The sequence below is a fragment of the Rahnella sp. 1L-D-7-B-C2 genome, from assembly GCF_057290995.1.
In genome coordinates this window covers 33,563-53,585 of record NZ_JBXAVQ010000018.1, presented here as the reverse complement: position 1 = coordinate 53,585, position 20,023 = coordinate 33,563, and the positions used below count along the sequence as shown (strand labels likewise).

20 protein-coding genes are annotated in these 20,023 nt (G+C 52.7%); 6 read left to right on the top strand and 14 right to left on the bottom strand.

What is annotated here, in order from left to right; all coding sequences use genetic code 11:
• Positions 1-28: 28 nt before the first annotated feature.
• Positions 29-1,399, bottom strand: a complete 1,371-nt coding sequence (cpxA, locus tag AC0Z7K_RS20635; RefSeq protein WP_413531198.1) for an envelope stress sensor histidine kinase CpxA — start codon at positions 1,397-1,399, stop codon at positions 29-31.
• Positions 1,396-2,097: an envelope stress response regulator transcription factor CpxR gene (cpxR, locus tag AC0Z7K_RS20630; RefSeq protein ID WP_413531199.1), complete on the bottom strand. Its 702-nt coding sequence runs from the start codon at positions 2,095-2,097 to the stop codon at positions 1,396-1,398. The genes cpxA and cpxR overlap by 4 nt, the downstream gene beginning before the upstream one ends.
• A gap of 152 nt (positions 2,098-2,249) precedes the next feature.
• On the opposite strand from cpxR, the gene cpxP reads away from it, so the two are divergent.
• From cpxP to AC0Z7K_RS20615, 3 genes are all read left to right on the top strand, one after another.
• A complete protein-coding gene (cpxP, locus tag AC0Z7K_RS20625) occupies positions 2,250-2,759 on the top strand; it encodes a cell-envelope stress modulator CpxP (protein ID WP_413531200.1) in 510 nt (169 codons plus the stop codon).
• 344 nt (positions 2,760-3,103) lie between these two features.
• Positions 3,104-4,090, top strand: a complete 987-nt coding sequence (pfkA, locus tag AC0Z7K_RS20620; RefSeq protein ID WP_112165112.1) for a 6-phosphofructokinase — start codon at positions 3,104-3,106, stop codon at positions 4,088-4,090.
• 187 nt (positions 4,091-4,277) lie between these two features.
• A complete protein-coding gene (locus AC0Z7K_RS20615) occupies positions 4,278-5,267 on the top strand; it encodes a sulfate ABC transporter substrate-binding protein (protein ID WP_120078316.1) in 990 nt (329 codons plus the stop codon).
• Between the two features lie 74 nt (positions 5,268-5,341).
• On the opposite strand, the gene tpiA is transcribed toward AC0Z7K_RS20615, so the two are convergent.
• Together tpiA and AC0Z7K_RS20605 are read right to left on the bottom strand one after the other, a co-directional pair.
• Positions 5,342-6,109 (bottom strand): triose-phosphate isomerase, encoded by a 768-nt coding sequence (tpiA, locus tag AC0Z7K_RS20610; RefSeq protein ID WP_413531201.1) that lies wholly within the window; start codon positions 6,107-6,109, stop codon positions 5,342-5,344.
• A gap of 127 nt (positions 6,110-6,236) precedes the next feature.
• Positions 6,237-6,845: a DUF1454 family protein gene (locus AC0Z7K_RS20605; protein WP_485615726.1), complete on the bottom strand. Its 609-nt coding sequence runs from the start codon at positions 6,843-6,845 to the stop codon at positions 6,237-6,239.
• A gap of 158 nt (positions 6,846-7,003) precedes the next feature.
• Between AC0Z7K_RS20605 and AC0Z7K_RS20600 the strand changes: the two genes are divergently transcribed.
• Positions 7,004-7,426, top strand: a complete 423-nt coding sequence (locus tag AC0Z7K_RS20600; protein ID WP_413531203.1) for a DUF805 domain-containing protein — start codon at positions 7,004-7,006, stop codon at positions 7,424-7,426.
• A 4-nt stretch (positions 7,427-7,430) separates the two neighbouring features.
• Here the strand turns inward: AC0Z7K_RS20600 and fpr are convergent, their stop codons facing one another.
• Entirely contained in the window at positions 7,431-8,177 is a 747-nt protein-coding gene (fpr, locus tag AC0Z7K_RS20595; RefSeq protein WP_485615724.1) for a ferredoxin--NADP(+) reductase, read from the bottom strand.
• A 296-nt stretch (positions 8,178-8,473) separates the two neighbouring features.
• On the opposite strand from fpr, the gene emrD reads away from it, so the two are divergent.
• Entirely contained in the window at positions 8,474-9,667 is a 1,194-nt protein-coding gene (gene emrD, locus AC0Z7K_RS20590; RefSeq protein WP_485615722.1) for a multidrug efflux MFS transporter EmrD, read from the top strand.
• 63 nt (positions 9,668-9,730) lie between these two features.
• Here emrD and glpX read toward each other — a convergent pair whose 3' ends face one another.
• The 3 genes from glpX to AC0Z7K_RS20575 all read right to left on the bottom strand — a co-directional run bounded on the left by glpX (position 9,731) and on the right by AC0Z7K_RS20575 (position 13,299).
• Complete coding sequence (gene glpX, locus AC0Z7K_RS20585; protein WP_485615719.1) at positions 9,731-10,741, bottom strand: class II fructose-bisphosphatase; 1,011 nt, start codon at positions 10,739-10,741, stop codon at positions 9,731-9,733.
• 140 nt (positions 10,742-10,881) lie between these two features.
• On the bottom strand, positions 10,882-12,405 hold the full coding sequence (gene glpK, locus AC0Z7K_RS20580) for a glycerol kinase GlpK (RefSeq protein ID WP_413531207.1): 1,524 nt from the start codon (positions 12,403-12,405) through the stop codon (positions 10,882-10,884).
• A 45-nt stretch (positions 12,406-12,450) separates the two neighbouring features.
• On the bottom strand, positions 12,451-13,299 hold the full coding sequence (locus tag AC0Z7K_RS20575) for an MIP/aquaporin family protein (protein WP_413531208.1): 849 nt from the start codon (positions 13,297-13,299) through the stop codon (positions 12,451-12,453).
• 577 nt (positions 13,300-13,876) lie between these two features.
• Between AC0Z7K_RS20575 and zapB the strand changes: the two genes are divergently transcribed.
• Positions 13,877-14,116, top strand: coding sequence for a cell division protein ZapB (gene zapB / locus AC0Z7K_RS20570; RefSeq protein ID WP_056774584.1), 240 nt, complete (start codon positions 13,877-13,879; stop codon positions 14,114-14,116).
• 78 nt (positions 14,117-14,194) lie between these two features.
• On the opposite strand, the gene rraA is transcribed toward zapB, so the two are convergent.
• From rraA to cytR, 6 genes are all read right to left on the bottom strand, one after another.
• Complete coding sequence (rraA, locus tag AC0Z7K_RS20565; protein ID WP_112168902.1) at positions 14,195-14,680, bottom strand: ribonuclease E activity regulator RraA; 486 nt, start codon at positions 14,678-14,680, stop codon at positions 14,195-14,197.
• Positions 14,681-14,800: 120 nt separating this feature from the next.
• Positions 14,801-15,727: a 1,4-dihydroxy-2-naphthoate polyprenyltransferase gene (locus AC0Z7K_RS20560; RefSeq protein ID WP_485615715.1), complete on the bottom strand. Its 927-nt coding sequence runs from the start codon at positions 15,725-15,727 to the stop codon at positions 14,801-14,803.
• A 95-nt stretch (positions 15,728-15,822) separates the two neighbouring features.
• Positions 15,823-17,157 carry an ATP-dependent protease ATPase subunit HslU gene (gene hslU / locus AC0Z7K_RS20555; RefSeq protein ID WP_413531210.1) on the bottom strand — a complete coding sequence of 445 codons (1,335 nt, stop codon included), beginning with the start codon at positions 17,155-17,157 and terminating at the stop codon, positions 15,823-15,825.
• A gap of 12 nt (positions 17,158-17,169) precedes the next feature.
• Positions 17,170-17,700 (bottom strand): ATP-dependent protease subunit HslV, encoded by a 531-nt coding sequence (gene hslV, locus AC0Z7K_RS20550; RefSeq protein ID WP_056774599.1) that lies wholly within the window; start codon positions 17,698-17,700, stop codon positions 17,170-17,172.
• 115 nt (positions 17,701-17,815) lie between these two features.
• The gene (gene ftsN, locus AC0Z7K_RS20545) at positions 17,816-18,772 is read right to left on the bottom strand and encodes a cell division protein FtsN (RefSeq protein WP_413531211.1); all 957 of its coding nucleotides are present in this window, start codon (positions 18,770-18,772) and stop codon (positions 17,816-17,818) included.
• Positions 18,773-18,875: 103 nt separating this feature from the next.
• A complete protein-coding gene (cytR, locus tag AC0Z7K_RS20540; RefSeq protein ID WP_485615767.1) occupies positions 18,876-19,904 on the bottom strand; it encodes a DNA-binding transcriptional regulator CytR in 1,029 nt (342 codons plus the stop codon).
• Positions 19,905-20,023 lie beyond the last annotated feature (119 nt).

The window sequence follows — 20,023 nt, the reverse complement described above, 5'->3', positions numbered from 1 at the left end:
TGATAGAGGGACGCAGAATAACAGAAACTTAGCGCTGGTGCAGTGGCAGCCAGATAATCAGCCTCAGGCCGCCCAGCGGGCTGTCTTCGGCCCTGACCTTACCGCGATGCTGCTGAACCGCCGTATCGACGATAGCCAGCCCAAGGCCGGTACCGCCAGATTCACGGTCGCGCGCTTCATCGGTGCGATAGAACGGGCGGAAAATTTGTTCGCGATCGGTTTCACTGACACCCGGACCGTCGTCGTCCACGGTGATAGTGATCCCGTCACTGTCGTGGGCGAAATTCAGTGCAATGTGGTGATGCGAATAACGCAGGGCATTACGCACGATATTCTCCAGCGCACTGTCGAGCGCGGCAGCATTACCGATGAGTTTCCACGGACCCGGAGGTGAGGTCACTTCCAGCGTTTTGCCCATTTGCTCAGCTTCAAACTGCGCATCGTCAATCACACCGGCCCACAGCTCATTAGCCTTCAGTGTTTCCCGCGACAGCTCATTCTTGTGCTGACTGCGTGATAACACCAGTAAGTCGTTGATCATGCTATCGAGACGTTGCGCTTCGTTTTCGATGCGTTGCAGTTCTTTGCCTTCACCGTGACGACGACGCATCAGCGCGGTAGCCAGCTGGAGACGGGTCAATGGGGTACGCAGCTCATGCGAGATGTCCGAAATCAGCCGTTGCTGTGCGGTCACCATGCGTTCGAGAGCGCTCACCATCTGATTGAAACTGGCACCGGTAGCGAGGAATTCCTGCGGGCCAGCCTCGAGTTCCGGATGCTGTTTGAGATTTCCCCGTGCCACATCGTCCGCCGCATTTTTTAATTTACGCGCCGGTTTCGCCAGGCTCCACGCCAGCCAGAGCAGGAGCGGTGCACTGATCAGCATCGTGACAATCAGCAGCAGCAGCGGCCGGTCAAACATCAGATTAATGAAGTCAGACTGCGAACTGCTGGCCGGACGCATCAGATAGAGCTGATAGTTGTCTTCGCCGTCACGAACCGAGAACGGGCCGACCATTTCCACGCGACCGTATTTTTTCTTTTTCGGACGATCTGAGTTATCAGACTGCCCGATAAAGTTACGCACAATTTGCATTTCATTGCGTTGCGCACCAATCACCCGGCCTTCGCTGGTGACCAGTAGCAAGCGCTGGCCCGGCGGTGCCCACTTGTCGATCGCGCGGAACAGCCTGCGCCACCACATCAAATCATTTGCCGGATCGTTCGCCAGCTCAGCTTCGACGTGTTGCTCAATCATCAGACCTTGCCGTTGCTCGTTATCAAGCAACGGCGTTATCTGGCGTGAATCGAGTTTCGGCACCATCAATACCAACATTAACACCAGTGCTAATGTGAACCAGAAAATGGCAAAAATACGTGCCGTAAGGCTGTTTATCATGAAGCAGAAACCATCAGATAACCGCGTCCACGAAGGGTTTTAAACCACGGATGTCCGTCCTGACGATCGGGCAATTTTCGGCGTAAATTCGAAATATGCATATCGATGGCGCGGTCAAACGGTGTCAGCCGTTTCCCCAAAACTTCCTGACTCAGATGTTCACGGGAAACAACCTGGCCGAGATGTTTTGCCAGTAAATACAACAGCGTAAACTCAGTGCCCGTTAAATCCAGCGCTTCGCCGTCAAAGCTGGCTTCCTGACGCCCCGGGTTCAGCTGCAAGCCATCGACTTCCAGCGTTGGGGAACCATTATTTTCATTGGTCTGCTGTTGTTCGCTCCAGTTGGAACGGCGCAGCATTGCACGAATACGCGCGACCAGTTCGCGGTCATTAAACGGCTTTGGCAGGTAGTCATCGGCGCCGAGTTCCAGCCCCAATACACGATCCAGTTCACTGCCGCGCGCGGTTAACATAATCACTGGCGTCTGATGACGCTGGCGTAATTCTTTAAGGGTTTCAATGCCGTTTTTCTTCGGCATCATGACGTCAAGCAACAGCAGATCGATAGTGTTATCGACTTTCTCTAATGCCTGCTCACCGTCGTAAGCAACCACAACATTAAAGCCTTCCATTTCGAGCAATTCTTTCAAAAGTGAAGTCAGTTCACGGTCATCATCAACTAACAAAATTTTATTCATTGTATTTACCTCTAGACGCAAAATACGTCATCAATTGCCGCTATTCCATGACTTTACGTACTTTTACAAGCACTGACGCTTGTTTGCAGCAGCAGGTTTAGACTGCTTTTCAATGATTCGCGATGAGCGATAAAGACTTTTAGGAGTGTGTGATGTTTAAGGCAGCTTCACTAGGTTTGGCCACGCTACTGACACTGAGTTCAGGTGTCGCTTTAGCAGAGGGTGCAAAACCGATGTCGGCGATGCCAGCAGAACATAATAGCACGATGTTGGATAAGCCTCAGGAACGCAACACCATGTTTGATGGTGTAAATCTGACGGAGCAACAACGTCAGCAAATGCGTGACCTCATGCATCAGGCGCGAAAAGATTTGCCTGATATAAATGTAGAACAGTTAGAAACGATGCACCGTCTGGTTACCGCTGAAAAATTTGACCAGAAAGCTGTGCGGGCACAAGCCGAATTAATGGCTCAGGAGCAGGTGGATCGCCAGGTCGAAATGGCCCGCATCCGCAACCAGATGTTTAATCTGCTGACGCCTGAGCAAAAGAACGTACTGAACCAGAAACACGAGCTGCGCATTGAACAGATGCGACAGCAGTTATCTGGCTTACAAACCCCTTCTGCCCAGAAGACGAGTAGTACCAGCACGACCGAGTAAGATCCCTGTTTTTCCTTGCCATAGACACCATCCCTGTCTTCCCCCACCGAAAGGTGGGGTTTTTTTTGCCTTGAGTTTGCGATCTTTACCTCATCGGGAATTAACAAGCTGGAAATCTGCCCGTAACGAACGGGAAATATCTTGTAAAAGCCGTATGAATCAGTAAATTGCGAAGTACAGAGTGATGTATGCGTGTTCTTGCTGACTTGAATCAATTCAGCTTCGCTGTTTTGTTATACTATAGGCTCAAACGCTAATAAGCCCTTTGGCTGCATGAGTTAAATCCGCCCAACAGGCAGGCTCAAGATTCTTAAGAAATTGCATCTACAAGTTCAGAGGTAGTCATGATCAAAAAAATTGGTGTACTGACAAGCGGTGGCGATGCCCCAGGTATGAATGCTGCGATCCGTGGCGTTGTGCGTGCGGCTTTATCAGCAGATTTGGAAGTTTACGGTATCGAAGATGGCTACCTCGGCATGTATGAAAACCGCATGAGAAAACTGGACCGCTACAGCGTGTCAGACATGATCAACCGCGGTGGTACTTTCCTGGGTTCAGCACGTTTCCCTGAATTCCGCGATCCGGGCATGCGTAAAATTGCTCTGCAGAACATGAAAGATCGTGGCATTGATGGTCTGGTAGTGATTGGTGGTGACGGCTCCTACGCTGGCGCAGACCTGCTGACCAAAGAAGGCGGCATTCGCTGTATCGGCCTGCCGGGCACAATCGACAACGACGTAGCAGGCACCGACTACACCATCGGTTTCTTCACTGCACTGGGCACTGTGGTTGAAGCAATTGACCGTCTGCGTGACACTTCTTCGTCACACCAGCGTATCTCTATCGTTGAAGTTATGGGCCGCTACTGCGGTGATCTGACTCTGGCTGCTGCCATCGCCGGTGGTTGCGAATTTATCGCTATCCCTGAAGTCGAATTCAAACGTGATGATCTGGTTGCTGAAATCAAAGCCGGTATCGCGAAAGGTAAAAAACACGCTATCGTCGCCATCACTGAAAAGTTAGATGATATTGATGAGCTGGCTAAATATATCGAGAAAGAAACCTGTCGTGAAACTCGTGGTACCGTATTGGGCCACATCCAGCGCGGCGGTGCGCCAGTCGCTTATGATCGTATCTTAGCTTCCCGTATGGGCGCTTATGCGGTCGACCTGCTACTTGAAGAAGGCCGTGATTATTCTCAGGGCGGTTTCTGCGTCGGTGTTGAAAACGAAAAAATGGTGCATGAATTAATCTCCGTGTGCATCGCGCCAGAGAATAAGAAAAGCAAATTTAAAGAAGACTGGTACAACACTGCTAAAAAACTGTTCTAAAACAGCGGACTGTCTGAGTCAAAGAGCCTCCTTAACCGGAGGTTTTTTTTAGTCTGCTTTCTGGTTATTCCATAAAGTAATAGTAAAAAACCTTTTATTCTTTATTCGTTTTCTTTTTCTCTGGCACGCTCTCTTCATCAGACCAAACAAATGAAATCCATAGAAACTATCTTCGGGAGAGAGTGCGATGCGTAAATGGGGTGCAGGCCTGGCATTACTGCTGGTAGCAACAGGGGCGATTGCCAAAGACATTCAGATTCTGAACGTGTCGTACGATCCAACCCGCGAATTCTATGAACAATACAACAAAGCCTTCAGCAAATACTGGCAGGGCAAAACCGGCGATACTGTGACCGTACGTCAGTCACACGGCGGTTCAGGCAAGCAGGCAACGTCGGTGATCAACGGGATTGAAGCCGACGTGGTGACGCTTGCGCTGGCTTATGATGTGGATGCGATTGCTGAACGTGGCCGGATCGACAAAAACTGGATCACCCGTCTGCCGGACAATTCTGCGCCATACACCTCGACCATCGTGTTCCTGGTACGTAAAGGCAACCCGAAACAAATTCATGACTGGAATGATTTAATCAAACCGGGTGTATCCGTGATTACGCCGAACCCTAAAACATCAGGCGGTGCGCGCTGGAACTATCTGGCTGCGTGGGGTTACGCACTGCATCACAACAATAATGACAAAGCCAAAGCGCAGGACTTTGTGAAAGCGTTATACAAAAACGTCGAAGTGCTGGATTCCGGTGCACGTGGCGCGACCAATACCTTCGTGGAACGTGGTATCGGCGATGTGCTGATTGCATGGGAAAACGAAGCGCTGCTGGCAACCAAAGAAGTGGGTAAAGACAAGTTTGAAATCGTGACGCCAAGCGAATCCATTTTGGCTGAGCCAACGGTTTCTGTGGTGGATAAAGTGGTTGATAAGCGTGATACCCGCACCGTGGCGGATGCTTATCTGAAATATCTCTATTCACCGGAAGGCCAGACCATCGCGGCAGAAAACTATTATCGTCCACGTGATGCGGAAGTAGAGAAAAAATTCGCGTCTGAATTCCCTAAGCTCAAACTGTTCACGATTGATCAGGTGGCAGGTACATGGGCACAGGCGCAGAAAGAACACTTCGCGACTGACGGCATTTTCGACCAAATCTCCAAACGCTGATGCGCTGAGTTAAAATATTCAGGCAATAAAAAACCCCGGCATGCCGGGGTTTTTTGTGCGCAGAAGAAACAGACTTACGCTTTTTTAGCTTCGGCTGCCGCTTTCACGATCACAGCGAATGCATCAGCTTTCAGAGATGCGCCGCCAACCAGAGCACCATCGATGTCTGGCTGAGTGAACAGTTCTGCTGCATTAGCCGCGTTAACAGAGCCGCCGTACTGGATGATCACTTGTTCAGCAACCGCAGCGTCTTGTTTTGCCACGTGGTCACGAATGAACTTGTGAACGGCCTGAGCCTGCGCAGGCGTCGCTGATTTGCCGGTACCGATCGCCCAGACAGGTTCGTAAGCGATAACTGCACCTTCGAACGCTTTCGCACCCAGGGTGTTCAGTACTGCGTCCAGCTGCTTGGCGCAAACGGCTTCAGTCTGACCTGCTTCATTTTCTGCTTCGGTTTCACCGATGCACAGAACCGGGATCAGACCAGCGTCTTTCAGCACGCCGAATTTCTTGGCGATGAACTCGTCGCTTTCTTTGTGGTAAGTACGGCGTTCTGAGTGACCGATGATGATGTATTTCGCACCGATATCTTTCAGCATGTCGGCAGAGATTTCACCGGTGAATGCGCCGGACAGGTTAGCATCAACGTTCTGAGCACCCAGCGCGATACGGCTGCCAGCCAGAGCGTGTTTAGCCTGTGACAGGTAAACTTCTGGTGGAGCAATCGCAACGCCACAACCTTCAACTGTGCTCAGTTCAGTGCGCAGAGCAGCAATCAGTTCGTTAACCATGTGGGTGCTACCGTTAAGCTTCCAGTTACCCATCACTAATGGATGTCGCATGTTTTTTCCTCCAAAAGGGGACGCGAGTGTCGATTAAAATTTCTGCCAAACAAGCAGATTACCTGTCCAACAGTATAGAGATCATTGAAGGCAAAGGCTTTGCTTTTTGTCATTAAATACCGTCATGTTATGGCTCAGCCAACGCCAGCTTGACGGGCTCAACGGCAAACGTCAGCCCTTTTTCTCCATTATCTGAAACCACAAAACGCACCGCGCCGACCTCCTGCTGATAATACTGCTGCCCTTTACCTTTTTGGATAAGCGATGCCACTTTTGCCACGCTTTGTTCTGTCGAAAGGGTGGCATCAAACTGACGCATGAGATTCGCCATGTAGCTTATTGCCAGTGCGCGCGCGGCTTTTTCCTCTGCCCCCTGAATCGGTAGATAGGTGATTTGCAGCGTTTTGATTTTGCCGGTGCCTTTTTCCAGCGCGGTAGAAGCGTAGAGATTTTCATTAATCTTGCTGGCCGCGCGGGTCAGCGGGCTGTTAGCCACTTTTTCATTGATGGAGCGGAATTCACCAATCTGTTGAGTCGGATTGGCTTCATTATATTTTGCGCGAAAGTTAACAAGCGTCGTTTCAAAGGTGGGCGCGCCTGCGAGCAGATAAGGTGCTTTCGGCATTTCTTCCGTGCCGGAGTGATCGACCGGCGGCTTGGCGATGGCCATCTTTGCGCCTGCGAGCATCAGCAATACCGGGAGTGCCAAAGATAAAAGGGTTTTTGCAGCATTCATAAGTTTTTTCTTATCGTATCTGAATAGTCCGATTAAAGCGGGGATCGGGGGGTAATGTCAAAAGGAGACCGTAAACATTCTCACGGCGACGATCGCTGGGTTACACTCGCTCCGGTTTATCAATTTACTCCCATTGTCTTCTATGGAACTGACTGTCAATGACGTTACAGCACGCACTGTTTTCTTTTAATGGCCGGATGGGCCGCCGGGATTTTTGGCTCTGGATGGTCAGCTGGCTCGTCCTGATGGCGGCTGATTTTCTCTTTGCAGCGCAGGAATGGATAACTTATCAGTCCGCCGGATTTGCGCTGGTCGTTTTACTCTGGCCGACCGCCGCTGTGCTGGTGAAAAGGTTACATGACCGCAATAAGTCGGCGTGGTGGGCGCTGTTGTTTGTACTGGCCTGGATGTTGGTCGCCGGTAACTGGGCCGCAGCGATGCCGCAGACGTGGAGCTGGGTATTAGGCCGGCTGGTGCCGTCGGTTATCTTTATTATGCTGATTATCGACTGCGGTGCCTTTATCGGTACACCGGGCACAAATCGCTTTGGCCCGGAGCCGGACGAGGTCAGGTTTAAATAGACGCTTACCAGTAATGCTCGCTGGTCATGTGCCCCGGCTTGCGTTTGAGATGTTTGCGCATACCCCGGGTGTCTTTCAGCACCTGCTGGGTATCGCGTACCATCTGCGGATTGCCGCACAGCATAACGTGGCTGTCGTCGGCGAGCATTTTCAGGCCGACCGCTTCTTCGAGCGTGCCGTTCTCAATCAGTGCAGGAACACGCCCGGTCAGCGAGCCAGAGATTTCTTCGCGGCTGACCACGGTCTGGATGTGCAGTTTGCCTTCATAGCGGCGCTGAAGTGCCTGCATCAGAGGTAGATAACTGAGATCGGCTGCGAAGCGTGCGGCGTGTACCAGAACGATATTTTTGAACCGCTCCAGCCCTTTACCTTCCTGCAAAATCGATAAGTACGGCCCGATTGCGGTCCCGGTCGCCAGCATCCACAACTGGTCGCACTCCGGCACTTCATCGATCACGAAGAAACCGGCGGCCTCTTTCGTGACCTGAACTTCATCACCGGGCTGCATCACGTGCAGACGCGGGCTGAGTTTTCCTTCCGGTACGTTGACCAGGTAGAATTCCAAATCGCTGCTGGACGGCGGATTCACATAGGAATAGGCGCGCTGAACGCGCTCGCCGCCGAGTTCTAACGAGAGTTTGGCAAACTGGCCTGCGGTGAAAGGATCGACTGGCGCATTGACCGTGATGCTGAACAAATTGTCCGTCCAGTGCTCAACTTTTGTGACTTTTCCCGTGACCCAGTCAGCCATAAAAACTCCCGTCTTTTTTGATTACCCAATATAGGTGCTGATTTTATTTCAATTTTTTTCGATCCCTTATCGGTTAAATGTTATCAGCCTGTTCCTTGCCCGTTATGCCCTGTCGAATTCCGTACACTTTGCGTTACACCACTGGCTCCTGCCGCTGCCAGCAAGGGCACAGGAGAGTTGGCCCTAACCCTCGCTTATTCATCTTAATTTGTTAACTTATGCGCCGCCGTAACACGCTCAATTTCGCGGTTATTTGTTCTGCACTTTCCAAACTCCATTTGATAATGAACTGAAAAATGAAAAATCTGGAAAACATTCACCTGTTAGTGATGTTGATTTTGCTGGTGGCCGTCGGGCAAATGGCGCAAACCATTTACGTGCCGAATATCGCGGATATGGCCACCAGCTTGTCTGTCAAACCGGGCGCGGTACAGCGTGTGATGGCGGCGTATCTGATCACCTATGGCGCTTCGCAGCTGATTTATGGGCCGTTGTCGGACAATATTGGCCGCAGGCCAGTGATCCTGACCGGGCTAATGATTTTTCTGATCGGTGCGGCTGGCGCGATGATGTCCTCCAGTCTGAACATGTTGATCGTCGCCAGCGCTGTGCAGGGAATGGGCACCGGCGTGGCGGGCGTGATGGCGCGAACCATGCCGCGCGATCTGTACAGCGGGGGCGCATTACGCCATGCCAACAGCCTGCTGAATATGGGCATTCTGGTCAGCCCGCTGATGGCACCGGTGATAGGTGGCGCGCTCTCAGCATGGTTAGGCTGGCGTGCCAGTTTTGGTTTTCTGCTGATCCTGTGTGCCGGTGTGGCGTTCTCAATGTATCGCTGGCTGCCGGAGACGCGCCCGGCATTCACCGCCGATCATCAGCCACGCAAAATGTTGAGCAGCCTGCGTCTGTTGCTGGCCGACGGCAACTTCAGCCGTTATCTGGTAATGCTGGTAGGCGCACTGGCCGGTGTGGCGGTGTTTGAGGCGAGCTGCGGCGTACTGATGGGCGGGGTGCTTGGCCTGAGCGGGCTGATGGTCAGCATTCTGTTTATCCTGCCGATCCCGGCGGCATTTTTTGGTGCCTGGTACGCTGGCCGTTCGGAGAAAAGCTTCCAGCAACTGATGTGGCACTCGGTCATCAGCTGTCTGCTGGCGGGGCTGACGATGTGGATCCCCGGCTGGCTGGGCATCATGAATATCTGGACGCTGATCGTTCCGGCCTCTTTATTCTTCTTCGGCGCCGGAATGTTATTCCCGCTGGCGACGACGGGTGCGATGGAGCCTTTCCCATATCTCGCGGGTGCGGCAGGTGCGCTGGTGGGCGGATTACAGAATATGGGATCGGGGCTGGTGGCGTGGATGTCGGCGATGTTGCCGCAAACCGGTCAGTTCAGTCTTGGCCTGCTCATGTTTGCGATGTCGCTGCTGATTTTGCTGTGCTGGTGGCCGATGTCCAACCGTCAGCAAGAGCAGGGTCATACGGTGTAATCCTCTTTTCAGGCCAAAACAAGCAGAGCAAGTCGCTCTGCTTTTTGTTTTTCTGGCGTCTGATCAGATAATAAATTCGTGCAGCGCAGCGTCTTTGCGGTCGAGATAATGTGTCGAGCGGATACGGCGGATGGTGCGGGATTTACCACGGATCAGCAGGGTTTCGGTGGTCGCCATATTGCCCTGACGGCTGATTCCTTCCAGCAAATCGCCCTTGGTGATGCCGGTTGCCGAGAAGATAACGTTATCGTTGCGCGCCATGTCATCGAGTTTAAGGACTTTGCCCGCTTCGATGCCCATCGCTTTACAGCGCGTTAACTCTTCTTCGCCTATGCGGCGATTTTCAGGCGTATCGCCTTTCACGTCATGGCGCGCCAGTAAACGGCCCTGCATGTCGCCATCCAGCGCACGGATCACCGCGGCTGAAATCACGCCTTCCGGTGCGCCGCCGATGCCGTACAACACATCGACTTCACTCTCCGGCATACAGGTCAGAATGGTTGCGGCGACATCGCCGTCCGGGAAAGCAAACACGCGGACGCCGGCGGCGAGCATTTCACGGATCGCCTCATCGTGACGTGGTTTCGCCAGCACGGCGACAGTCAGTTCGGTCAGCGGTTTGTTCAGCGCGCTGGCAATGTTCGCCAGATTTTCCGCCAGCGTCAGATCCAGATTAATCGCGCCTCTGGCGCCCGGACCCACGGCGATTTTTTCCATGTACATGTCAGGCGCATTGAGGAATGAGCCCTGATCGCCAACCGCCAGCACTGCCAGCGCGTTGGCTTGGCCCATTGCCGTCATGCGCGTGCCTTCAATCGGGTCGACCGCGATATCCACCGCGTCGCCGTTGCCGGTTCCCACTTTTTCGCCGATATACAGCATTGGCGCTTCATCAATTTCCCCTTCGCCAATCACGATGGTGCCATCGATATCGACGTTGTTGAGCATGATGCGCATCGCCTGAACGGCGGCGTTGTCGGCGAGGTTTTTGTCGCCACGGCCAAGCCACTTATAACCGGCTAGCGCGGCCGCTTCGGTCACACGGGAAAACTCGATTGCTAATTCACGTTTCATTGGGAAGCCTGTAGAAAGAAAAAAAGTGGTCGGTGAGGCAAGGCTCATCTGTGGGGGGATTTTAGCACAGTGGGAAAGACGCATAAAAAAACTCCCCAGAGGGGAGTTTCAGAATGGGTGTTGGCGTTAAAAAATGACGGTTACTCGTCGTGATCTTCCCAAGAACGCACGCGGGCAACGGCTTTCTGCCAGCCTTTGTAGCGAACATTGCGTTCTGTAGTTTCAATGCTCGGACGGAATTCGCGTTCGATAGTCGCTTTGCTGCGCACTTCGTCCAGATCGTTCCAGAAACCGACTGCCAGACCGGCGAGGAAGGCTGAACCCAACGCGGTGACTTCCAGAACGGCAGGGCGCTCAACACGTGTGCCAAGAATATCTGACTGGAACTGCATCAGGAAATTGTTGGCGACCGCGCCGCCGTCCACGCGCAGGGATTGCAGGCGGGTGCCTGAATCAGCCTGCATTGCGTCAAGTACGTCGCGCGTCTGGTAAGCGATGGATTCCAGCGTTGCACGGATGATGTGATTGCTGTTCGCGCCGCGGCTCAGGCCGAAGATCGCGCCACGGGCATACGGGTCCCAGTAAGGCGCGCCGAGGCCGGTGAAGGCTGGTACCACGTAAACACCGTTGGTGTCTTTGACTTTGCTGGCGAAATATTCGGAGTCTGTCGCGTCGCTGATCAGCTTCAGTTCGTCGCGCAGCCACTGAATGGAGGCACCGCCGACAAAGACCGCACCTTCCAGCGCATAGTTTACTTCACCACGCGGACCGCAGGCGATGGTGGTCAGCAGGCCATTTTTCGACGTCACGGCTTCTGTACCGGTATTCATCAGCAGGAAGCAGCCGGTGCCGTAAGTATTTTTCGCCATACCCGGTTGAACGCACAGCTGGCCATACAGCGCGGCCTGCTGGTCACCCGCAATACCGGCGATCGGGATACGCGTACCGCCTTTACCACCAATGTTGGTCTGGCCGTAAATTTCTGAGGAAGGACGGACTTCCGGCAGCATGGCGCGCGGGATATCCAGCACTTCCAGCATGCGTTCATCCCATTCCAGATTGTGGATATTGAACATCATGGTACGAGAGGCGTTGGTGTAATCGGTAACGTGAACGCGTCCCTGAGTCATTTTCCACACCAGCCAGGTGTCAACGGTGCCGAACAGCAACTCGCCGCGGGCAGCGCGTTCACGGGAGCCTTCAACGTGGTCGAGGATCCATTTCAGCTTGGTACCAGAAAAGTAAGGGTCAACCACCAGGCCGGTGTTGTGACGGATGTACTCTTCCATTCCGTCTTTCTTCAGCTTTTCACAGATCTCAGCAGTACGACGGCATTGCCACACAATTGCGTTGTAAATCGGCTTGCCGGTTTCTTTTTCCCAAACGATGGTGGTTTCACGCTGGTTGGTGATACCGATACCGGCGATCTGATCCGAATTGATGTCGGCTTTCGCCAGCACTTCTACCAATACCGAGCTTTGCGATGACCAGATTTCCATCGGGTCGTGTTCTACCCAACCGGATTTCGGGTAGATCTGGGTGAATTCGCGCTGTGAAACGCTGACGATGTTGGCATCGTGATCCAGAACTACGGCGCGTGAGCTGGTCGTACCCTGGTCGAGCGCAACGATGTATTTTTTTTCGTGAGTCGTATCTGCTGACATAATTTTCATCCTGCGAATAAGTAAGCTATGGAACAGTTTAGCCGATCAGGCCTTACGCTGTTTGGTAGGCTGCTGTGCTTTGTCTTCCGCAATATCATTGATCTGATGCGGCAGATGGCGGCTAATCAGCGCTTTATAGCCTGCGGCACCCAGTATCGCGCCGAGTAACGGGCCAAAAATCGGTACCAGGAAGTAAGGGATATCACGTGCGCCGGTGAAGGCCACTTTGCCCCAGCCTGCAAAGAAAGCGAACAGTTTTGGACCGAAATCACGTGCCGGGTTCAGGGCGAAGCCGGTCAGTGGGCCCATGGAGGCACCGATGACGGCAATCAGAATACCGATCAGCAGCGGAGCCAGCGGGCCACGCGGAAGGCCGTTACCGTCGTCGGTCAGGCCGAGGATCAGTGCCATCAGAACAGCGGTGATCACCGTTTCAACCAGGAAGGCCTGAAGCACGCTGATATGCGGGTTTGGATAGGTCGAGAAAATACCGGCCAGATCCAGACTTTCCACACTGCCGCGCACCATGTTGTGGCTTTGCTCGAAATCGAAGAACAGGTTGTAATAAAGCCCGTAAACCAGTGCAGCTGCGCAGAAGGCGCCTGCGACTTGTGCGATGATGTAGGGCAGAACTTTGCGTCCTTCAAAGTTCGCGAACAAGCATAAGGCGACGGTGACAGCCGGGTTCAGATGTGCGCCCGAAATCGCGGCGGTCAGGTAAATGGCCATTGCGACACCGAATCCCCAGACGATACTGATTTCCCACTGGCCAAAGGATGCTCCGGCAAGTTTCAGCGCAGCAACACAGCCTGCGCCAAAGAAAATGATAAGCCCGGTACCCAGAAACTCAGCGATGCACTGACCTTTTAATGTGGAACTCATGGTTTGGCTCATAGTTTGATCCTGCTAAGGATGATGTTAATGGTTAGTTATAGTTTTTCTGTCTTGCGTACGTGAACGTAATCGGATTTTGCCGTTCATCATTAAATGAGAACGTAATGTGAATTTATCGTTAACGAGCATAAACGAGAAATAGCGAAATCAATATTTGTGTGTTGCGTCATAAAAATGAGCGATTTCGCGTGTTCAAAGGTCATGCTGACGGGTAAAAAAGCCACGCTGTGACAACTTCGCGAAGGGGTTACCGCTCATCGCGTATGTCAGAACGGCGCTCAGAGTATTCGGTATTCAGTGATATTTCTGGTGAGTGCCTCTGCTTTTTAAGCATTTCCTGATACCCGGCCCGTTAAAATTGCAACAGACTGCGTGCTGAGAGGGGTTCTTGCTAGACAGGGCATGGCTGGCTACATACAATCACCCGTTAAGACACCCGCCGGTTTTGAAGGGTTCAGACGTTTTTCTGGTTTGAATTTGTTATAAAAATCGACGAAGTGCAGGAATTTTTGAGCCGTGTCCGGACGATGCGGCAGAACATAAGATGTGCGCCTTGCGAACATAAGGGGACCGAAAAATGTCATTTGAAGTATTTGAGAAACTAGAAGCTAAAGTTCAGCAAGCGATCGATACCATTACTCTGTTGCAGATGGAAATCGAAGAACTGAAAGAGCAGAACAACACCCTGTCTCATGAAGTTCAGCAGGCGAGTGGTAATCACGAGTCGCTGGTGCGTGAAAATGCGCAACTGAAAGAAGAACAACACGTGTGGCAGGATCGTTTGCGTGCGCTGTTGGGAAAAATGGAAGAAGTCTGAGGACTTCCGCCGAAGCGCTTGATGTATAAGCATAAAAAAGGACGCCAGGGCGTCCTTTTTTGTTGCTGAAAGCGAAGATTATTCGATATCGAGCGGGTCTTCTGAAAGGATGATACCGGTGTTATCAGCATACAGATGGTCACCGGAGAAGAAGGTCACGCCGCCGAAGTTGACACGAATGTCGCTTTCGCCGATCCCTTCACTGCCTGCACCCGCCGGAATCGCTGCCATCGCCTGAATGCCAATATCGAGCTCTTCCAGATCGTCCACCTGACGAACTGCACCGTAAATCAAAATGCCTTCCCATTCGTTTTGCAGAGCCTGACGTGCCAGACCGGCATCAAGCAACGCGCGACGAACAGAACCCCCACCATCGACCACCAGCACGCGCCCACGGCCATTCTCTTCCAGCAGGTCATAAAGCAAGCCATTGTCTTCGAAACACTTCACTGTCGTGATTTGCCCGCCAAATGAAGTACGTCCACCAAAGTTGGAGAACAGGGGTTCGACAACATTCACTTCTTCATGGTAGATATCGCAAAGTTCGGAAGTATCGTATTTCATAGGATTTCATCTGGTTGCTGCATGAGTGTTCAGTATATCCTTTTAGAGCGGATGTTGGCAAAATCATCAATTGTTAAATGTGAAAAGCAGCGCGATTAGCGCACGCCTGGCTACTTTTCATCAATTGAGTAACAGACCTACTGCAAACAATACGTTAGTCAGTAACGCAGCTTTTACCATGTGCTCCAGCAGAGGGCGCACTTCCATTGACGTTTTGGTGTGATTCACGCGTTTGATGTGAACAGCCAGCATCGGCAGTGCCAGAAGGAACAGCCAGCCGGTCCAATGATGCAGGTGAACGGCAGAGAATATCGCCAGACAAAGCGAGGCGGCGCTCAGAATAATGGTGTGATAACGGCGGGCATTTACCGGCCCGAGGCGCACTGCCAGCGTATTTTTGCCGTTGGCGCTGTCGGTTTCGATATCGCGCAAATTGTTAATGTTGAGCACCGCAGTAGACAGCAAACCGGTTGCCGTTGCTGGCAACATGACTATCCAGTCAAAATATCCGGCCTGCAAATAGAATGTCCCCGCTACGCTTATCCAGCCAAAGAAAATCAGTACCGAAATATCTCCGAGCCCCATGTAACCGTAAGGGCGGGTGCCTACTGTGTAGGTGATCGCCGCGCCAATCGACAGCAAACCGAGGATCAGGAAACCGACCACGTCGCTCGGCTTATGACACGCTACGGCGATAAGCGTGATGCCGCAGACAATGGTCAGCGCGATGGTCAGCATAATGGCGCGTTTCATCTGTGCAGCCGTAATCATCCCTTTTTGCATTCCGCGCAAAGGCCCCACGCGATCCGGCGTATCGCTGCCTTTTTCGGCATCGCCATAATCATTCGCCAGATTCGACAAGATTTGCAGACACCCGGCGGTGAGCAACGCCAGCAGCGCGATCAGCGGATGAAAAACGCCTTGCAAGCTGGCAATAGCAGAACCCATGACGATAGAGGCAAAAGCCAGAGGCAGCGTTTTAGGACGCAGGCTTTCGAGCCAGGCGCGGGTGGGCGTCGTCGGAGTGCAGGGAGTCATAGTGCTCATAGTGGATTCGCTCAGGTGAACAAGTCAGTCCGAAATCAAAAAAAACAGGGAGGCAAACGCCTCCCTGAAGATCACTTTCGGAACGTATGAGCAAATTATAAGATAAAACGGCTCAGATCTTCATCAGCTACCAGCTGATCAAGGTGGCTTCTAACATAATCTGCATCAATGTTTATGGAAATACCGTTGCTTTCACTGGCGTCGTAAGAGATATCTTCCATCAGACGCTCCAGAACGGTATGCAGACGACGCGCACCAATGTTCTCGGTGGTTTCGTTTACCTGCCATGCCGCTTCAGCGATACGGCGGATGCCGTCAGCAGTAAAATCAATCGTCACACCTTCGGTCGCCATCAATGCTTTGTACTGATGGGTCAGGGAAGCACTTGGCTCGGTCAGGATGCGTTCGAAGTCTTCGGTCGACAGCGCCTGCAGTTCCACACGGATCGGCAAACGACCCTGCAATTCAGGGATCAGATCAGACGGACTAGCCGTCTGGAAAGCGCCGGAGGCAATAAACAGAATGTGATCCGTTTTCACCATGCCGTGCTTGGTGGACACCGTACAGCCTTCCACCAGCGGCAGCAGGTCGCGCTGAACACCTTCGCGGGATACGTCAGGACCAGAGCTTTGTCCGCCGCGTTTACAGATTTTGTCGATTTCATCGATGAACACGATCCCGTGCTGCTCAACGGCTTCAATCGCCTGTTCTTTCAGATCTTCCGGATTCACCAGCTTTGCCGCTTCTTCTTCAATCAGCAGCTTGTAGGCTTCTTTGATTTTCAGCTTGCGCGGTTTCTGTTTCTGCCCCGCCATGTTCTGGAACATTGACTGTAGCTGGTTGGTCATTTCTTCCATGCCCGGAGGGGACATGATTTCAACGCCCATCGGCCCGGAGGCCAGACTGATTTCGATTTCTTTGTCGTCGAGCTGACCTTCACGCAGTTTTTTGCGGAAGTTCTGGCGCGCGGCAGAAGGTTCCTGCGCTTCGTCCGGCTGGCCCCAGTTGTTTTTGGCAGGCGGGATCAGCACATCGAGAATACGTTCTTCGGCCAGTTCTTCGGCGCGATGGCGGTTTTTGTCGATCGATTGCAGACGGATCATTTTCACGGCGGAATCGGTCAGATCGCGGATAATAGAATCCACTTCTTTCCCGACGTAACCGACTTCTGTGAATTTGGTCGCTTCGACTTTAATGAACGGCGCATTGGCCAGTTTTGCCAGACGGCGGGCGATTTCGGTTTTACCCACACCGGTTGGACCGATCATCAGAATGTTTTTCGGGGTGACTTCATGGCGCAGCGCTTCGTCGAGCTGCATGCGGCGCCAGCGGTTACGCAACGCAATGGCCACGGCGCGTTTCGCCTTATCCTGACCAATGATGTAGCTGTCTAGTTCGCTGACAATCTCGCGCGGGGTCATCTCAGACATAATTTTCGATCCTTACGCTTTAGAAGACAATTCTTCGATGGTGTGGAATTGATTGGTGTAGATACAAATGTCACCGGCGATGCTCAGCGATTTTTCGACGATATCACGCGCGCCCAGCTCGGAGTTTTCCAGCAGCGCGCGGGCAGCCGCCTGTGCATAAGGTCCACCGGAACCAATCGCGATCAGATCGTTTTCAGGCTGAATCACGTCACCGTTGCCGCTGATAATCAGCGAGGCATTTTCATCGGCGACGGCCAGCAGCGCTTCCAGACGACGCAGCATACGGTCGGTACGCCAGTCTTTCGCCAGTTCTACAGCGGCTTTCACCAGATGACCCTGATGCATTTCCAGTTTGCGCTCGAACAGCTCAAACAGCGTGAAGGCATCAGCCGTACCGCCGGCAAAGCCCGCGATCACTTTATCGTTATACAGGCGACGTACTTTTTTCACGTTGCCCTTCATGACGGTATTTCCCAATGTGGCCTGGCCATCACCACCGATAACGACCTTGCCGTTGCGGCGTACACTTACAATTGTTGTCACGAGCGGTTCCTCGTTGCAGACGGGAAAGATCCCCGCAGGCTTGTGGGACACGCTGTGTGTCTCACAAGCTTACGAGGCATATTGAAAGTATAGATTGGGGAAGGATTACGGGTTTTCAACCCCCGGTTGCGAGGGGAATGCAACCGGAGATGCCTGCGTTCTTCAGGCGGGCTAAGGTGCTGTCGGCACCTGAACGATTGTTATAAGGGCCGATCACGACGCGATTCCAGCCGCCGCCAGTGGTGATACGGCCTTCAAAACCTTCGAAAGCCAGCTTGGCGCGCTGGGATTCCGCCTGTTCGGTACCGTGGAAGGAACCGCACTGAACCATAAAGCGCTGGGTTTTTTCCTGCTCTTTCGGTTTCTCCGGGGCAACCTGCGTGATCGCAGCAGGTTGCTGCGTTTTAGGTTGTTCCTTCGGCTGCTCTTTCACCGTTTCTTTCGGCACAGGTTTTGGCTTCGGCTGTACCGGTTGTGTCTGAACCTGAGCCTGCGGCGCCCGTACCGGCTGGGTTTGCGGTGTGTACGTTGGCTGCTGCTGGACCTGACGCGGCTGGGTCTGCACCGGCTGCTGCTGCGTATAAGTCGGCTGCTGTTGTTGCTGAACCTGACGCTGCGCTGGCGCAGTACGCGTGGCCTGATTCGGATCGTTATACGGCACTTCAGACAGCTGTGTTGGCGTCTGGCGCATATCGGCCTGCATCTGCTCAAGCAGCTGACGTTGTTCCGGCGTCAGCTGAGTTTTGGATTCTACCTGGCCGCCCGCCGTCGGTTCTGTTGGCGTGGTGACGCCCATCTGACGGTTTTCCAGTTCTTTAATATAGCGCCAGCGTTCTTCCGGTTTAGGCGGCAAGCCGTTACCCGGACGAACAGGATGGGTTGGCACGACGACGGCTTCTTCGTGCTTATTGTGAGCAATAAAATAGAGGCCACCGACAAACACCACCAGCACCGCAACGGCTAACACCACCATGGTTTTGGAGATCGTTGTGGAATTGCGTTTTTTACTCCGGCTGGTACTTTTCCGCCGCGCTCCTGAGCGCCCACGGCTTACATAGTCTTTCTGTGCCACTATCGTTTCGCTGTGTCGTGATGATTAAAGAAGAAGTGCGTCATGTTACTTAACCCTGAACATTTACTGAAATTAAAACTTCATGATTGGATAAAAAAACAACTCACGCTTTGGGTACTGCTGTACTTTCACGAACGATGAGCTCGCTGTCGAGCAGCAGTGAACCGTTTTGTCCCGGATTCCCTTGTAACTGTTCAAGTAATAATAACATGGCCTGTCGACCAAGCTGGAATCTGGGCTGCGCCACGGTGGTCAGCGGAGGGTCGGTGAACTGACTGGCTTTGATGTCATCGAACCCGACAATCGACAGATCTTTAGGAATATTCAGACCCATTTTCTTCGCCTGGAACATCGCACCAATCGCCATCACGTCGTTGTGGCAGAAAATCGCCGTCGGTGGCGTCGGCAGTGACATCAGCTCAATAACCGCTTGTGCGCCTGATTCATAGCTAAAATCACCATGCACGGTCAGCCCGCTTTCGACGCTCATGCCGTTACGGCGTAGTGCCTGAACGTAGCCCTGTGAACGGTACTGGCACAGCGGCATGTGTTTCGGACCGGCAATGCAGGCAATGCGCTGATGCCCGAGCTTAAGCAGATAATGCACGGCTTCGAAGGCGGCGGTCAGGTTGTCGATGTGTACGGTCGGCAGCTCGAGTTCCGGCGCAAATTCATTGGCCATCACCATTGGCGGCAAATTACGTTGTTCTTCTTTGCTGGCGTCGAAAGGTAAATCGGAGCCGAGCAGAAGCATGCCGTCAATTTGTTTGGTGATGATCAGATTGATGAAGGTTTTTTCCTGCTGGTTCTGATGAGCGCAGTCACCGATAAGCACCAGATAGCCACTTTTCGCCGCCGTATGCTCGATCCCCTGGATCAAATCGGCAAAAAACGGATCGCAGATATCCGGGACGATCACCAGAATCGTGCGTGATTCGTTGCGTTTTAAATTGCGTGACATGGCATGAGGGGAATATCCCACGGCCATGACCGCCTGATCCACTTTCTGACGGGTGGAAGCGGAGACTTTTTCCGGATTCATTAACGCGCGGGATACCGTTGCTGTTGAAACGCCTGCCTGTTCAGCCACATCTTTCATTGTCGCGGCGGGTAATTCTTTCTTGTGCTCCAACGCATCTCTCCTTGCAACTGCATCAAACGGACACGACAACATCAACCTTCCTTACCTGCTACGCCTGCGTGCTGTGTAGCTCATCACATTCTAAACAGAATGTGAGTAGGATTTGTTAC

Excerpts from the sequence above, each read along its gene's own strand:
- zapB (WP_056774584.1), top strand. The coding sequence starts at position 13,877 with ATGTCATTTGAAGTATTTGAGAAACTAGAAGCTAAAGTTCAGCAAGCG.
- emrD (WP_485615722.1), top strand. The coding sequence starts at position 8,474 with ATGAAAAATCTGGAAAACATTCACCTGTTAGTGATGTTGATTTTGCTG.
- rraA (WP_112168902.1), bottom strand. The coding sequence starts at position 14,680 with ATGAAATACGATACTTCCGAACTTTGCGATATCTACCATGAAGAAGTG.
- fpr (WP_485615724.1), bottom strand. The coding sequence starts at position 8,177 with ATGGCTGACTGGGTCACGGGAAAAGTCACAAAAGTTGAGCACTGGACG.
- AC0Z7K_RS20575 (WP_413531208.1), bottom strand. The coding sequence starts at position 13,299 with ATGAGCCAAACCATGAGTTCCACATTAAAAGGTCAGTGCATCGCTGAG.
- AC0Z7K_RS20600 (WP_413531203.1), top strand. The coding sequence starts at position 7,004 with ATGACGTTACAGCACGCACTGTTTTCTTTTAATGGCCGGATGGGCCGC.
- AC0Z7K_RS20615 (WP_120078316.1), top strand. The coding sequence starts at position 4,278 with ATGCGTAAATGGGGTGCAGGCCTGGCATTACTGCTGGTAGCAACAGGG.
- AC0Z7K_RS20560 (WP_485615715.1), bottom strand. The coding sequence starts at position 15,727 with ATGAGCACTATGACTCCCTGCACTCCGACGACGCCCACCCGCGCCTGG.
- cpxA (WP_413531198.1), bottom strand. The coding sequence starts at position 1,399 with ATGATAAACAGCCTTACGGCACGTATTTTTGCCATTTTCTGGTTCACA.
- hslU (WP_413531210.1), bottom strand. The coding sequence starts at position 17,157 with ATGTCTGAGATGACCCCGCGCGAGATTGTCAGCGAACTAGACAGCTAC.
- glpK (WP_413531207.1), bottom strand. The coding sequence starts at position 12,405 with ATGTCAGCAGATACGACTCACGAAAAAAAATACATCGTTGCGCTCGAC.
- tpiA (WP_413531201.1), bottom strand. The coding sequence starts at position 6,109 with ATGCGACATCCATTAGTGATGGGTAACTGGAAGCTTAACGGTAGCACC.
- glpX (WP_485615719.1), bottom strand. The coding sequence starts at position 10,741 with ATGAAACGTGAATTAGCAATCGAGTTTTCCCGTGTGACCGAAGCGGCC.
- cpxP (WP_413531200.1), top strand. The coding sequence starts at position 2,250 with ATGTTTAAGGCAGCTTCACTAGGTTTGGCCACGCTACTGACACTGAGT.
- AC0Z7K_RS20605 (WP_485615726.1), bottom strand. The coding sequence starts at position 6,845 with ATGAATGCTGCAAAAACCCTTTTATCTTTGGCACTCCCGGTATTGCTG.
- pfkA (WP_112165112.1), top strand. The coding sequence starts at position 3,104 with ATGATCAAAAAAATTGGTGTACTGACAAGCGGTGGCGATGCCCCAGGT.
- cpxR (WP_413531199.1), bottom strand. The coding sequence starts at position 2,097 with ATGAATAAAATTTTGTTAGTTGATGATGACCGTGAACTGACTTCACTT.